Origin of the sequence: Cryobacterium sp. M91 (genome assembly GCF_002929615.1) — a bacterium.
GTDB classification, from domain to species: Bacteria; Actinomycetota; Actinomycetes; order Actinomycetales; family Microbacteriaceae; genus Cryobacterium; species Cryobacterium levicorallinum.
The window spans coordinates 15,739-29,788 of sequence record NZ_PJJT01000072.1; the positions used below are offsets into that span (position 1 = coordinate 15,739).

Below are 14,050 nucleotides of genomic sequence, written 5' to 3' on the forward strand. Positions count from 1 at the left end.
CTCAGGCCTCACTATCGGCGCCGGAACGCGAACGGGCCACGATAGACGAGGCGGTGAAGTTGACCATCAGGGTAATCAAAAAGAGCACGAGGCCCGCCGCCATGAGCGCCGAGAGACCAAACTCGCTCGACTCGCCGTAGCGCAGCGCGATGAGCGCAGACACCGAGTTGCTGCCGGTCTTGAGCACCTGCCAGTTGATCGTGAAGATGGGCGAAATGATCATGTAGACGGCAATGGTCTCCCCGAGTGCTCGGCCAAGGCCGAGCATCGTTCCGCCGATGATTCCACCACGGCCAAACGGCAAAACAACGGAGCGGATCATGCCCCAGCGGGTCGACCCGAGGGCGAATGCAGCCTCACGCTCGCCGTTCGGGGCCTGCGAGAAGGCCTCACGCATAACGGATGTCTGGGTCGGCACGACCATCAGGCCCACGACGATTCCGGCGATGAAGGCCGATGACGTGAAGGCGCTGGCTTCGGTCAACACCTGACCGGAGGCATCCGTCACTTGAAAGAAGGGAATCCAACCGAAGTAGGTCGAGATCCAAGAAGCCACCGGGATGACGTTGGCCTGCAGGAAGAAGACGCCCCAGAGTCCGAAGACGACGCTGGGCACGGCCGCCATCAGGTCGACCAGGGTGATCAGGGTCTTGCGCAGCTGGCCCTGGGCTATCTCGGAGATGAGTAGTGCTGTGCCGAGGGCGAGCGGCACGGCAACGCACATCGCAATCAGGGCGATGGTGATGGTGCCAAAGAGGATCGATGCGATTCCGAAGACCTGAGTTTCCGGTGACCACTGCTGTTCGACCAGAAAGGAGAACCCGGATACCTGCAGCGCACTGCTCGCCCGGAACGAGAGGAACAACCCGACGGCAAGCATGATGCCCACTGTGGTCGCACCGGCTGTGACAGCGACCGACTTGAACACGGAGTCTGACAGCGATGGCCGCGGAAGCAGGGACCGGCGCGGAGCATCGTCGAAATCGGGTGTCCAGCCCACCGACGTGGCCGGTTGGCCGAGCGGCCCAGTGGGGTTAGTCGTAGTCACGATGCGTCCTCAGTCAGTCTCGGAAAGTGGCTGAAACAGTGGGAGCTTCGTGGCCTGAGGTCGATTTTGATTTTGGAAGGTGAACAGCAGGTGCCAATTAGGTTATCCACCGGTTATCTACTGGTTATCCACTGGTTGCGGGATGTGCAGTGCCGCTGGGTGTTGGAGACTCAGCCCATGAACGTTGTCGGTGCCGGAGGAGTAGTGTGCGTCGGGATAGGCGTTGGCGTTGGCGTTGGCGTTGGCGTTGGCGTGACCGCGGGGGTGCCAATGGGTGTCGGTGCCTGGCCGGTTGACACCACTATCGTGACGATCTCGCCCAGCCTGTGCACGACCCCCTCGTCGGGTTCGCTCGTCACAACCGTGCCAGCAAGTGCAGTTGCGCTGGTCCGAAAATCGATCTGCGTGCTGAATCCGGCGGCCTGCAGCACGGTTGTGGCGCCATCAGGTGAGCGATTCCGAAGGGAGGGAATCGGGTTGAACCCCGAGGCGATCGCCAGGTCGACGATCCCGCCGGAAACGATGCGGGTGCCCGCGACCGGCGCGAGCGCCAGCACGCTGTCACCCGGATTCGCTGAATTCTCTATGGTGAGTGTTCCCACTCTCAGCCCCGCAGCTTCGAGTACAGCTTTCGCCGCCGCAAGGCTGAGGGACACCAGCTCTGGAACGACGATCGAGGCAGCAACTGGCACCACAGACTGCTCCACCGGGGCCGCCACTGGCGGTGACACGCTGGGAGAAGCAACCGGAATCTGGCTCGCGGAGTCATTCGCCGGCTGGCCCTGTCCTTGGGCAGCCAGCACCCAGCCCCCGGCCACGGAGGAAGTGACGAGCAGAAGTGCGAGCCAGCCAGCGAATCCGGGATGAGGCCGTCTCCGGCGCGAAAGCGCCCGCACGCCCGGCTCGTTGCCCCGAGCGGTCGCCGTCGTCGCGGTCAGCTGCCGTGCAAGCACAGACGTGATCTGATCGGCAGCGCCCAGCGCTGGCCCGGTGAGAATTCTGGTTCTCGCCTCCGCAGTGGAAACGCTCGTCGCTGCGAGCGATTCGATCGACGAGAGCATGTCACCGGCACTCGCAAACCGATTTCCGCGATCCTTGAGCAACGCCTTGACCACGATGCCATCGAGCGCGCGGGATACGCCCGACCTCACCACGGAAGGGACCGGGGGCGGCGACTGCGCGTGTGCGCGCAAGACTGCGGCAACCGTCTCTCGCGCAAACGGCGGCCGGCCGGTCAGAGCGAAGTAGAGCACCCCGCCCATCTGATAGATGTCGCCGCGTTCGTCGACCGCCAGTCCCCGAGCCTGTTCTGGTGACAGATAGTTCATCGTGCCGAGAACCCCCGGCGGGGCACCCTGAACGGCACTCGGCGCAGCCATTTCTGCGCTTACGGTGGCGGTACTACGCCCCGCAGCATCGGCCAGGCCGAAGTCGAGCAACACAACTCGTTCGGGCCATAGGGAACCGTCTGGTTCCGGCGCCACCATGATATTGGCCGGCGACACGTCGCGGTGGATGAGCCCCGCGGAATGTACCGCGACAAGGGCCTGCAGCACTCCCTTGGCCATAGCGAGTGCACTACTGACAGATAGCGGGCCGTCTCTCTCCACCATCTCGGCCAGACTCAATCCGGGAGCAAGCGCCAGGGCAATCCAGGCCGGGGGTACGTCGACGGGTTCCCCCGTGCCGTCCTGGTCTCCGGCATCACGGTGCCGTACGACGGCGTCCTCTCCCCCGATACCGAGAACGTTGACGACGTTCGGATGGTGCACCTCGGAGGCCGAACGGGCCTCGGCGAAGAACGCCGCCCGGGACTCAACCGAACCAGACAGGTGCGGATGCAGAATCTTCAAAGCCACGGGCAGCCCCGAGGCGGCCTCGACGGCTGAGAAGACCGACGCTGTCCCTCCCGTGCCGAGCAGATTCCCCAGGCGGTACCGGCCAGCGATAAGACCGTCAGCGGAGGCATCCGTCATCGACGCTACCTACCCGAACGTCGTTGGGTCACCACGACAAAATTTTCGTCGCTTCTGGCTGCTCGTGTGCGCCGCTATTCTGTGGCACTGGAGCATCGGCTATGACCATCGCACCGCCCAACGCCTCGATGGTAGCCGCAGCAGCTTCGAGGCTCGCCGCGGCAGCAGCAAACCAGCGACCGTTGGTCATCACGACCGTTTCGTCCAGAAATATGCAGAAACCGTAAGTTCCCGACGCGGGGCCGATTACCGACGCTGCGCGCATTTCCGCCACGAGGCCCTGAAGCCGCAGAACGTGTGCCCGGGCACTCCCCAGCGAACTGTAAACCGACGCGCTGCGACCGAGTTCTCGATTGTTGGGGGCGAGAAGGCGCCACAGTCCAGCCTGAACGGCGGCCACATCAGGCAACGTCCGGGCAGCTACCGGGCGAGAGATGGGCGTCATCGACGGCGAACCAGCGTTAATTTGACCACGAAGAGTTGCCCAGCCCTGCAGTCGCGGATCGGCCAGTGTGCTAAATGCCGAAAACACGACGTGACTTCTGCCTGGCATGCTGGCTCCCGTAAACAATGAGCGCACACCTTGTCCGTCTCGGTGGTGCGACGGCTGGAGTAAACCCGGCTAGACGAGAACTTTCCGTCGCTAAGGTGACGATCAGTTGGCTGGCAGGTTACGAGGAGGTGAACGACGAGAGTCTAATCGGCGATTAGTCCGCACGCGCAGCCTCAACTAGCGGCGAAGCGCCTTGCGGGCGAGGTAGTTGCCGAAGAACTGCACGAACTGCACCAGCACGATGATCAGCAGCACGGCCGCCCAGGTCACGATCGGGTTGAACTGGCGGTAGCCGTACTGCAGGGCGAAGTTGCCCAGGCCGCCGCCGCCGACGTAGCCGGCGACCGCCGACATGTCCACGAGCGCCACGAAGATGAAGGTATAGCCGAGAATCAGCGGTCCGAGCGCTTCGGGCAGCAGCACCGTGAAGATGATGCGAATCGGCCCGGCACCGACGCTGCGCGCCGCGTCGATCACGCCGGGCGTCACGGTGAGCAGGTTCTGCTCGACGATGCGCGCCATGGCGAAGGACGCCGCGAGAGCGATCGTGAAGATGATCGCGTTATTGCCGATGCCGCTGCCGGTGACGGCCCGGGCCAGTGGTTGCGCCGCCGCGAGAAAGATGATGAACGGAATCGGGCGAATGAAGTTCACCAGCAGGTTGAGCACGAAGAACAACGGTTTGTTCTCGAGGATACTGCCGGCCCGGGTGAGGTAGAGCCCGAGGCCCACCACCAGCCCACCGAGGCCACCGAAGAAGAGAGTGAGCGCGACGATGTAGAGCGTCTCGTAGGTGGCCGTCCAGAGTTCGGGCAGCAGATTGATCAGGGCATCCATCAGCGCACCTCCGTGACGGTCGTGAGCGTTCGAATATGGGCGAGTACCTGGTCGACGACCGGGTCAGCGCCGGTGAGGGCGAGAGTGAGGTGCCCGAACGGGCGTCCCTGAATCTCGTTAATGCCGCCGTAGACGACCTCGAAGGCGATGCCGGCCCTGGCCAGTTCACCGAAGACGGCGCCCTGGTCGACCGCGCTGTCGCGAAAGGCCAGCGTGACGATGCGGCCGGCGTGACGTTCGCGCAGCACGGCGAGTTCGGCCGGAGATGGCACCCCCTTGACCACGGTTGAGACGAACCGAGCGGATGCCGCGGCTTGCGGGTTCGAGAACACATCAAAGACGGGTCCGCGTTCAATGACCCGGCCCTGGTCCATCACGGCGACCTTGGTCGCGATGGTCTGGATGACATCCATTTCGTGGGTGATCACGATGATGGTGACCCCGAATTCCGCATTCACTCGCTTCAGCAGGGCGAGGACTTCGTGGGTGGTTTCCGGGTCGAGGGCGCTCGTGGCCTCGTCGGCGAGCAGGATGCTCGGCTGGGTTGCGAGGGCACGGGCAATACCGACCCGCTGCTTCTGGCCACCGGAGAGCTGGTCGGGAAAGGACCCGGCCTTGTCGCTGAGGCCGACGAAGTCGAGCAGCTCGGCCACGCGTGCGGCGCGCTTCTCCTTGGGATATCCGGCGACTTCGAGCGGGTAGGCCACATTGCGGGCCACCGTGCGGGAGCCGAGCAGGTTGAACTGCTGAAAGATCATGCCGATGCCGAGGCGCACCTGGCGCAGCTCGCGCTCTCGCAGCGCGGCGATGTTCTGCCCGTTGACCCAGATTTCACCGGAAGTCGAACGCTCGAGAGCATTGACCAGACGCACCAGGGTGCTCTTGCCGGCACCGGAATAGCCGATAATGCCGTAAATATCACCGGCTTCAACGTCGAGGCTGACATCGGCGATCGCCGTGACGCTCGCGCCGTCTTTGGACGTGGGCGGGTAGATCTTGCCCACATTGCGCAGACTGACTACAGCCATCCGTTTGCCTCGCTCATTTCATGCTCCGTGATACCCGACACAACAGCGCAGTCCAGGGCGCCTGCTCCCCCGGACTGCGCTGATGAAGCGGATGCTTACTTGGCGGCCTTGATATCGGCCTGAACCGTCGCGAGCGACTTGGCCAGGTCGGAGGCGGGGGTGGTCACCATTTCGGCGGTGTCGCCCGAGACGGCCAGCACGCCGTCCTGCACGTCCTGGGTGTTCTGGTAGATCTCGACGAGCTGCTGGAAGGTCGCGTTGTCCTTGTCTTCGTCCCGCGAGGCGAAGATGTTGACGTAGGGCAGCGCCTGCGGGTCGGTCGCGTCATCGGTGGCGATGGCGTCCTCGAACTTGAGTCCGCCCTTCTCGGCGAAGTCGTTGTTGATGACCGCGGCGGCGACGTCGGGCAGCGACGCGACGGTGAGCGAGGCGTCGAGGGCCGTGACCTTGACCTTGGAGGCCTCCTCGTCGATGTCGGACAGGCTCGAGAAGATGGATCCGCCGTCTTTCAGAACGATGAGACCGTTGGACTGCAGAATGACGAGCGCGCGTGCCTGATTGCTGTCGTCGTCGGGCACGGCGATGGTGTCGCCCTTCACGATGTCATCGACGTTGCTGTACTCGGTGGAGTACAGGCCCAGCGGGTAGATGGCCGTGGCGCCGATCGGAGCCAGGTTGTCGCCGCTCGCCTCGTTGTATTCGGCGAGGTAGACGATGTGCTGGAACTGGTTGAGGTCGACCTCTCCGGCGGCGAGGGCCGGGTTCACCTGCGGGTACTGCGCGAAGTCGACGATCTCGATCTCAATGCCCTCGGCCGCTGCGGCCTCGGTGTAGATCTCCCAGTACGGGTCGCTCGCTCCGACGACGCCGATCTTGATGGCATCACCCTCGGTACCGGTGGCCGGTCCTTCGGAGGCTCCGGCACAGCCGGCCAGCAGGGCGACGAGCGGTACGAGGGCGAGACCAGCGAGCAGGCTCTTCTTGTTCACGATTTTCTTCACGGTAATTCCTTCAGGCGCTGTGGGTTCGGTTTCGTATGGCAGGGCGCAGCACAGTGCATTTCGTCACGGTTCAACGAGACGCACTGACAGCTTGCGGGCACACAACAACGACCGGTCAAACCAGAAGGCTGCGCCCACGAGGAGCTGTGTACCGCGGCTGCGCAGGCACCCCTTAACGATACGTGCCGAAGCTGCGACGCGTGGCCTGCACCGACACACTGCGTCACAGCTTCTGCGAAACTAGCCCTCGATCAGCTCAGTAAGTTCGACCCAGCGGGTTTCCAGCGTGGCGATGGTCTCTTCGAGTTCGGTCAGCTTCACGCCGAGTTCGCCGAGACCGGCAAAATCGGACTGGTCGTGGGCGGCGAGCTTCTCGTGCTTCTGCGCAATACGCTCCTGCAACTTGACCACCTTGCGGTCGATGGAGCCGAGCTCCTTCTGGGCGTTGCGCAGTTCAGCGCCGCCCAGGCTGGGGATCTTTTTGGTCTTGCCAGCGGCATCCGTTGGAGAACCGGCTGCCGGGCCGGCGACCGCCCTGCGGCGTACCTCGAGGTACTGGTCGACGCCGCCGGGCAGGTGACGAAAGCCGCCGTCCATGACCGCGTACTGGTTGTCGGTGACGCGCTCGATGAGGTACCGGTCGTGCGACACGACGAGCAGGGTGCCGGGAAAGGAGTCGAGCAGGTCTTCCATGGCGGCGAGCATGTCGGTGTCGAGGTCGTTGGTGGGCTCGTCGAGGATGAGCACGTTCGGCTCGCTCAGCACGATGAGCAGCAGTTGCAGACGGCGCTTCTGGCCACCGGAGAGGTCCTTGACCTGGGTGGTGAGCTGTGCGCTCAAGAAGCCCATGCGTTCGAGCATCTGGCCAGGCGTGATCTCTTTGCCGCCGGCCATGTAGCTGGTTTTCTGGCGGCCGATGACGTCGCTGACCCGGTCGTTGCGAATCTCGTCGAGTTCGAACAGCTGCTGGGTGAGCACGGCCACCTTGATGGTCTTGCCGCGCTTGACCGTTCCCGTCGTCGGCTGCAGGGTGCCGGCGACGAGGTTCAGCAGGGTGGACTTTCCTGCGCCGTTGACGCCCATGATGCCGGTGCGCTCCCCCGGCGCGATGCGCCAGGTGATGTCGTTCAGCACGGTCTTGTCGCCGAATTTCACGCCGATGTCGATGAGGTCGACGACGTCCTTGCCGAGGCGCTGCATCGCCATCGACTGCATCGTGACGGTGTCGCGGGGCGGCGGCTCATTCTCGATCAGCACGTTGGCGGCATCGATGCGGAACTTGGGCTTGGCGGTGCGGGCCGGGGCGCCGCGGCGCAGCCAGGCCAGTTCTTTCTTCATGAGGTTCTGGCGCTTGGATTCAACGACGGAACTCATGCGGTCGCGCTCGACGCGCTGCAGAATGTAGGCGGCGTAGCCACCCTCGAACGGCTCAATCAGGCGGTCGTGCACCTCCCAGGTGATATTGCAGACCTCGTCGAGGAACCACCGGTCGTGGGTGACGACCACGAGTCCGCCCGACTGGGCTGCCCAGCGGGTCTTGAGGTGACCGGCGAGCCAGGAAATGCCTTCCACGTCGAGGTGGTTGGTGGGCTCATCGAGGAAGATGCAGTCGTAATCGCCGATGAGCACGGCGGCGAGGGCAACGCGGCGGCGCTGGCCACCGGAGAGGTCGTCGACGAGGGCGTCCCAGGGGATGTCGCGCACGAGGCCGCCGATGACGTCGCGCACCTTGGCGTCGCCAGCCCAGACGTGTTCTTCGATCCCGCCGACGATGGTGTGGCCGACGGTCTGGCCGCTGGCGAGGTCGTCGGACTGGTCGAGCATGCCGATCGTGACGCCGCGGCGACGGGTGACCCGGCCTTCGTCGGGTTCCATGCGGCCGGCGAGCAGACGCATCAGGGTGGACTTGCCGTCGCCGTTCTTGCCGACGACGCCGATGCGGTCGCCTTCGTTGAGGCCAACGGTGACGCTGTCAAAGATGACGCGGGTGGGAAATTCGAGGTGCAGGGACTCAGCCCCGAGAAGATGTGCCATAGCCTCCAAGTTTACGGCACGCCGGGGCGTACGATTCCGGACTAGTCGTTGATCAGGCGGGCGCCGTGCACCGGGCCGGTGGCGCGCACGACGCGCAGGCGGGAGGCGGAGAGCGCGACCTGCAATTCGAGCGCGCTGTCGGCATCCGCTACCAGAAAGGCCACGGTCGGGCCGGAGCCGGAGAGGATACCGGCGAGGGCTCCGTTTTCTTCACCGAGCTGCAGCACCTTGCCGAGGCCGGGCGCGAGGTGCAGAGCGGGGGCCTGTAGGTCGTTGTGCAGCACGTCGGCGAGCATGTGCGGGTCGCCGGCCCGCAACGCCTGCAGCACGTTTGCGTCGACGGAGGGCTGGTGCTGGGCAGGAAAAATATCCTGGGCGTGGCGGTCGCGGTGCCGATCGAGTTCCTGATAAACACCGGGTGTCGACATACCGAAGTCGGCGAGGGCGAGCACCCACTGAAATTTGCCCTTGGCCAGCGCCGGGCTGAGCTGGTCGCCGCGGCCGGTGCCGATCGCGGTGCCGCCGGTGAAGGAGAACGGCACGTCGGCGCCGAGCTTGGCGGCGATCCCGAGCAACTCGTCCTTGGTGGCGTTGGTGCCCCAGAGCGCGTCGCAGGCTAGAAGGGTGGCTGCGGCGTCCGCGGAGCCGCCGCCCATTCCACCGGCAATGGGTACGTTCTTTTCGATCTCGAGGTGCACGCCGCCGCGATAGCCCGCCTTGCGGGCCAGGGCCCGAGCGGCCTTGATGGCGAGGTTGGTGCCGCCGGTCGCGAGGCCGGAGGCGTCGATGCTGCCGCTGAATTCGACCGAGAAGTCGGTAGCGGGCGTGGCGCGCACTTCTTCGAACAGGGAAACGGCCTGGTAGGCCGTCGCGAGGTCGTGGTAGCCGTCTTCCATGACGGCACCGACCTTGAGAAAGACGTTGATTTTGCCGGGAGCCCGCGCGTGCACAACGGGGCTGCCGGCGGTCGTCATCATGCTTTTAACTTAGCCCAGCCTGTCTACCCGCACGGACAGCACGCTCGTGCTAGGCCGGTATCCAGACCCGGGCGATGGCAAGAAAGTCGTGCACGGTCAGCTGTTCGCCGCGGGTGGTCGGGTCGATTCCGGCCTCCGACATGAGAGCGGATGCCGCCGACGAGTCCCCGAGAACGACCGACAGTGACTGGCGCAGCATCTTGCGGCGCTGTTGAAAAGCGGCGTCGACGAGCGCGAAGGTCTTCAGCCGCAGTTCCTCGGATTCCAGCGGGGTGGCGCGACGATCGAAGGCGATCAGGATCGAATCGACGTTGGGAACCGGCCAGAACACCTGGCGGCTGACCTTGCCGGCGGTGCGAAAATCGCCGTACCAGGCGGCTTTGACGCTTGGGCTGCCGTAGACCTTGTTGCCGGGAGGAGCGGCGAGACGCTCGCCGACCTCGGCCTGCACCATGACCACACCAGCGCGAATCGAATCGAAGTGCTCGAGCAGGTAGAGCAGCACCGGAACGGACACGTTGTAGGGCAGGTTGGCGACGAGCCGGGTCGGGTCGCCGGGCAGTTCGGTGATCTTGAGGGCGTCGGCGCGGATGACCGTGAGCGCAGCACCGGGCTGCATGAGATCGACCGTCAGCGGAAGCTGCTCGGCGAGGCGGTCGTCGATCTCCACGGCGACAACGGCCGCGCCGATTTCGAGCATGCCGAGGGTGAGTGAGCCGAGGCCCGGGCCGACCTCGACAACGGTGTCACCCGGCGCGACCCGGGCGACCTTGACGATGCGCCGCACGGTGTTGCCGTCGATGACGAAGTTCTGGCCGAGCTTCTTGGTGGGGTTGACTCCGAGCATCTCGGCGAGGTCGCGAATCTCGGCGGGGCCGAGGAGCGTCTTGGTGGGCTTGGCCGCGATGGCGGGGTCAGCGGGGACGGGCTCCGGGGAGTGGCGGCCGGTCATGCGAGGCCGCCGAGTGGGGCCTGATCGGGATTTTGCTCGTCGTTTGGGGCGGCGAAGGCAGCGGTGACGGGCTCGGCGTCCCAGCGTCCGTAGACCAGCTCGGTGTTGGCGGTGATTTGCGCGGAGAGCAGGGAGACATCCGTTTCGAGGTGGGCGGCCATGCCGCGCAGCGTGTTGGGCAGCAGGTACGGCGCATTGGGCCGGCCACGGTAGGGCAGCGGCGTGAGAAAGGGGGCATCCGTTTCGACCAGCAGCAGGTTGCGCGGGGCGGCGAACAGGGCTTCCCGCAGGTTGCCGGCGTTCTTGAACGTGACATTGCCGGCGAAGGACATATACCAGCCGTGCTCGGCGCACAGCCGAGCCATGTCGGCGTCGCCGGAGAAGCAGTGAAAGACCGTACGTTCGGGGGCGCCAACCCGAAGCAGAGTTTCGATCACGGCCTCGTGGGCGTCGCGGTCGTGAATTTGAAGTGCAAGGTTGTGCTCCTTGGCGATGCGGATATGCGCTTCGAAGGAGCGGAACTGGGCGGCGCGACCGTCGTGACCCGTACGAAAGAAGTCGAGGCCGGTCTCCCCGACCGCGACCACGCGCGGCTGGCCGGCGAGTTCGTTGATCACGGCGAGGGCGTCGTCGAGAGTTCCGGCTTCCTCGAGATCGGGTGCCTCGTTGGGATGGATCGCGACGGCGGCCAGCATGCGCGGCTCGATCCGGGCAGCAGCAGCCGACCAACGTGAGGTTTCGACGTCTCCGCCGACCTGGATCACACCACGCACGCCAACGCTCGAGGCGCGGTCGAGCTGTTCCCGATAGCTGAGCGGATGCTCCCCATCGGCGATTTCGAGATGGGTGTGGTTGTCGTAGACGGGAACCGTGAGTGGCTCCGGTAGCGGTGGGTAGCTCAGGTCGCGGCCCGCGGTATTGTCGCGGCGGCGAATGGCACTGCCGTAGCCGTCGATGCCGTCAGGAGCAGGCCCGTCATTAGGCACCGCGTCATTAGGCATCGGCTGGCTCCACGATCGATTCGATGCGCGGGAACAGCGGTTCGAGCGGGCTGACCTGGGCGCCGCCGGTCCACTCCCAGGCCCGGTCGACGCGCTGGTCGGTGAGGGCGCCGTCGCCGCCGAGGGCGGTCCACAGCTTGGCGGTGGCAATGGGAATGACCGGAGAGAGCAGCACGGTGAGGGTGCCGAGGCCGCGCACGGCCGTGTGCAGCACGGTCTCCAGGCGCGCCCGGGTTTCCGGGTTCTTGGCCAGGGCCCACGGTTCCTGCAGGGTGATGTAGCCGTTGAGTTCGTCGACGAGTTCCCACACGCTGGTGAGGGCGTCGTGGATGGCGAGGGTCTCGATGGCTTGCGCCGCGGCATCCGTCACCCGCTGTTCGGTGGCAGCAATCGCGAGGTCATCGGCTGTGAGCTCGCCGGCGGCCGGCACAACGCCGACGCAGTAGCGCACGACCATGGCGATCACGCGGGAGGCGAGGTTGCCGAAGCCGTTGGCGAGTTCGGACTGGTAGCGGGCCGAGAGGTCTTCCCAGCTGAACGAACCGTCTTGGCCGAAGCTGATGGCACGCATGAAGTAGTAACGAAAGGCATCGGAGCCGAAAGTGTCGGTGATCTGGCTCGGGGCGATACCGGTGAGCTTGGACTTGCTCATCTTCTCGCCGCCGACCAGCAGCCAGCCGTGGCCGAAGACCTGCTTGGGTACCTCGATACCGGCGGCCATGAGCATGGCCGGCCAGATGACGGCGTGAAAACGCAGAATATCCTTGCCGACGATGTGGGTCGCGGGCCAGCGGCTCGCGAATTCCTCGTCGTTCTGGCCGTAGCCGGCCGCGGTGATGTAGTTGAGCAGCGCGTCGAACCAGACGTAGACGACGTGCGATTCGTCCCACGGCACTTTGATGCCCCAGTCGAAGCTCGAGCGGGAGATCGACAGGTCACTCAGGCCGCGCTTGACGAAGGACATGACCTCGTTGCGGGCCGCTTCCGGCTGCACGAAGTCAGGGTTTTCTTCGTAGAGCGCGAGCAGACGGTCGGCGAAGGCGCTCATCTTGAAGAAGTAGTTCTTCTCGTGCAGCAGTTCGACCGGCTTGGAGTGGATCGCGCAGACCGGTTGGCCGGCGTATTCGCCGGTGCCGTCGACGAGGTCGGTGGTCTGCTTGTATTCCTCGCAGCCGACGCAGTAGTAGCCCTCATACTCGCCGGTGTAGATGTGGCCCTCGTCGTGCAGGTGCTGCAGAAACTTCTGCGCGTTCACCTCGTGGCGTTCGTCGGTGGTGCGGATGAAGTCGTCGTTGGCAATATTGACGGTCTCCAGCAGCGGCTTCCACGCGGTCTCGACCAGCCGGTCGGCCCATTCCTTCGGCGTGACGCCGTTGGCGGTGGCGGTGCGCAGAATCTTCTGGCCGTGTTCGTCGGTGCCGGTGAGCAGCCAGGCGTCATCGCCCGACTGCCGGTGCCAGCGCGCGAGCACATCGGCGGCGACCTCGGTGTAGGCGTGCCCGATGTGCGGCACATCATTCACGTAGAAAATGGGCGTGGTGATGTAAAAAGAGCCTGCGGACATGCGTTCATCTTATGCGCAGCGTGCGGACCTGACGTTTTGTTACTCGCTGTGGGAGCTCTCCGCCGCTGGGCCGGCGGCTGCCAGGTGGTGTCGGTGGCCGAAGACCGGCGGGAGCGCCTCGTGGATGGGCGGAACCGGCGGGCGGTTCGGGACATCCTTCGTTACCTCGCTCTCGCGCACGTCGATGCCACGTACCTTCTGGTGCGCATACTCGACTGGCATCATGCACAGCACGATCTTGCCGTGGGCATGCCCAGCTTCCAGCTCCCGATAGGCGTCCCGCACCCGTTCGAATGGGTAAATGGCGGCAACCGGAATCACGATCTGATGGTCGGCGATCAGGCGCGCAATCTTCTCAAGCACGACGGTGTCGGTCGAGTCAACATTCATCAGTCCGTTGTCGCCCAGGCGATTCAGCTCGGTATCAACACCATCGGGCGCAATCCGCCGCAACCGCTCGTCGAATCCTGGACCGTATTCCACCGGTATCACGCCGATTTGGCGCAGGTAGTCAAAACTGTTCGGGCTGGCGGTGCCGATAACTCGGGCTCCGCGTCGTTTGGCCAACTGTGCCGCGATCACGCCGACACCACCGTGTGCGGCGTGCACGAGCACCGTGCGACCCGGGCCGGGGCTCGCGCCGGAGACCGCCTGCCACGCGGTCGCTGCAGCAACGTAAAGGCTGCCGGCGATCTCCCACGGCAACCGCTCGGGCTTGTGAATGATGTTCCCTACCGGGACTGTGACAAAATTCGCCTGGGAACCGCGCACCGTGTGACCGAGCACCGCGTCGCCGATTTTCCACCCGGTGACGCCCGCTCCGGCGCCCGCGATAAAGCCGGCGAAGTCGCTGCCCTGTCCTGCCGGGAAGTGCGCAGGCCACTCGTTGTCGAGTCGCCCTTCCCGAATACTGGATTCGCCAGGGTTCAGGCCTGCCGCCATGACCTCAACGACCACCTCACCGACACCAGGAACCGGCGCGGTCATCTCGACCAGATCGAGAACTTCCGGCCCCCCATAGCGGGAGAATTGCACCGAGCGCCACATGAGAACCTCCCGAGGTTGGTCGCGACCGTGCG

12 protein-coding genes are annotated in these 14,050 nt (G+C 64.9%); all 12 read right to left on the minus strand.

The annotated features are described in order from the left end of the window. Position 1: 1 nt before the first annotated feature. Entirely contained in the window at positions 2-1,048 is a 1,047-nt protein-coding gene (gene pstC / locus CXY80_RS03790) for a phosphate ABC transporter permease subunit PstC (protein WP_233194927.1), read from the minus strand. A gap of 170 nt (positions 1,049-1,218) precedes the next feature. After that, the gene (locus tag CXY80_RS03795; protein ID WP_104131662.1) at positions 1,219-3,024 is read right to left on the minus strand and encodes a PASTA domain-containing protein; all 1,806 of its coding nucleotides are present in this window, start codon (positions 3,022-3,024) and stop codon (positions 1,219-1,221) included. 28 nt (positions 3,025-3,052) lie between these two features. Beyond that, positions 3,053-3,595: a hypothetical protein gene (locus CXY80_RS03800; RefSeq protein ID WP_134479420.1), complete on the minus strand. Its 543-nt coding sequence runs from the start codon at positions 3,593-3,595 to the stop codon at positions 3,053-3,055. 159 nt (positions 3,596-3,754) lie between these two features. Then, the gene (locus tag CXY80_RS03805) at positions 3,755-4,414 is read right to left on the minus strand and encodes a methionine ABC transporter permease (RefSeq protein WP_104131664.1); all 660 of its coding nucleotides are present in this window, start codon (positions 4,412-4,414) and stop codon (positions 3,755-3,757) included. After that, positions 4,414-5,442: a methionine ABC transporter ATP-binding protein gene (locus CXY80_RS03810; protein WP_092451603.1), complete on the minus strand. Its 1,029-nt coding sequence runs from the start codon at positions 5,440-5,442 to the stop codon at positions 4,414-4,416. The genes CXY80_RS03805 and CXY80_RS03810 overlap by 1 nt, the downstream gene beginning before the upstream one ends. 95 nt (positions 5,443-5,537) lie before the next feature. Continuing rightward, positions 5,538-6,434, minus strand: a complete 897-nt coding sequence (locus tag CXY80_RS03815) for a MetQ/NlpA family ABC transporter substrate-binding protein (RefSeq protein ID WP_233194936.1) — start codon at positions 6,432-6,434, stop codon at positions 5,538-5,540. A 249-nt stretch (positions 6,435-6,683) separates the two neighbouring features. Continuing rightward, positions 6,684-8,477, minus strand: a complete 1,794-nt coding sequence (locus CXY80_RS03820) for an ABC-F family ATP-binding cassette domain-containing protein (RefSeq protein ID WP_104131665.1) — start codon at positions 8,475-8,477, stop codon at positions 6,684-6,686. A 41-nt stretch (positions 8,478-8,518) separates the two neighbouring features. Further along, positions 8,519-9,451 carry a 4-(cytidine 5'-diphospho)-2-C-methyl-D-erythritol kinase gene (locus CXY80_RS03825; RefSeq protein WP_104131683.1) on the minus strand — a complete coding sequence of 311 codons (933 nt, stop codon included), beginning with the start codon at positions 9,449-9,451 and terminating at the stop codon, positions 8,519-8,521. A gap of 52 nt (positions 9,452-9,503) precedes the next feature. After that, a complete protein-coding gene (gene rsmA / locus CXY80_RS03830) occupies positions 9,504-10,301 on the minus strand; it encodes a 16S rRNA (adenine(1518)-N(6)/adenine(1519)-N(6))-dimethyltransferase RsmA (RefSeq protein WP_233194940.1) in 798 nt (265 codons plus the stop codon). Positions 10,302-10,402: 101 nt separating this feature from the next. After that, the gene (locus CXY80_RS03835; protein WP_104131666.1) at positions 10,403-11,407 is read right to left on the minus strand and encodes a TatD family hydrolase; all 1,005 of its coding nucleotides are present in this window, start codon (positions 11,405-11,407) and stop codon (positions 10,403-10,405) included. Next, positions 11,400-12,971 carry a methionine--tRNA ligase gene (gene metG / locus CXY80_RS03840; RefSeq protein ID WP_092451596.1) on the minus strand — a complete coding sequence of 524 codons (1,572 nt, stop codon included), beginning with the start codon at positions 12,969-12,971 and terminating at the stop codon, positions 11,400-11,402. The genes CXY80_RS03835 and metG overlap by 8 nt, the downstream gene beginning before the upstream one ends. Positions 12,972-13,010: 39 nt before the next feature. Continuing rightward, positions 13,011-14,018 carry an NADP-dependent oxidoreductase gene (locus CXY80_RS03845; protein ID WP_104131667.1) on the minus strand — a complete coding sequence of 336 codons (1,008 nt, stop codon included), beginning with the start codon at positions 14,016-14,018 and terminating at the stop codon, positions 13,011-13,013. Between the last annotated feature and the right edge of the window lie 32 nt (positions 14,019-14,050).

Excerpts from the sequence above, each read along its gene's own strand:
- CXY80_RS03795 (WP_104131662.1), bottom strand. The coding sequence starts at position 3,024 with ATGACGGATGCCTCCGCTGACGGTCTTATCGCTGGCCGGTACCGCCTG.
- CXY80_RS03805 (WP_104131664.1), bottom strand. The coding sequence starts at position 4,414 with ATGGATGCCCTGATCAATCTGCTGCCCGAACTCTGGACGGCCACCTAC.
- CXY80_RS03810 (WP_092451603.1), bottom strand. The coding sequence starts at position 5,442 with ATGGCTGTAGTCAGTCTGCGCAATGTGGGCAAGATCTACCCGCCCACG.
- CXY80_RS03820 (WP_104131665.1), bottom strand. The coding sequence starts at position 8,477 with ATGGCACATCTTCTCGGGGCTGAGTCCCTGCACCTCGAATTTCCCACC.
- CXY80_RS03825 (WP_104131683.1), bottom strand. The coding sequence starts at position 9,451 with ATGACGACCGCCGGCAGCCCCGTTGTGCACGCGCGGGCTCCCGGCAAA.
- rsmA (WP_233194940.1), bottom strand. The coding sequence starts at position 10,301 with ATGCTCGGAGTCAACCCCACCAAGAAGCTCGGCCAGAACTTCGTCATC.
- CXY80_RS03835 (WP_104131666.1), bottom strand. The coding sequence starts at position 11,407 with ATGCCTAATGACGCGGTGCCTAATGACGGGCCTGCTCCTGACGGCATC.
- metG (WP_092451596.1), bottom strand. The coding sequence starts at position 12,971 with ATGTCCGCAGGCTCTTTTTACATCACCACGCCCATTTTCTACGTGAAT.
- CXY80_RS03845 (WP_104131667.1), bottom strand. The coding sequence starts at position 14,018 with ATGTGGCGCTCGGTGCAATTCTCCCGCTATGGGGGGCCGGAAGTTCTC.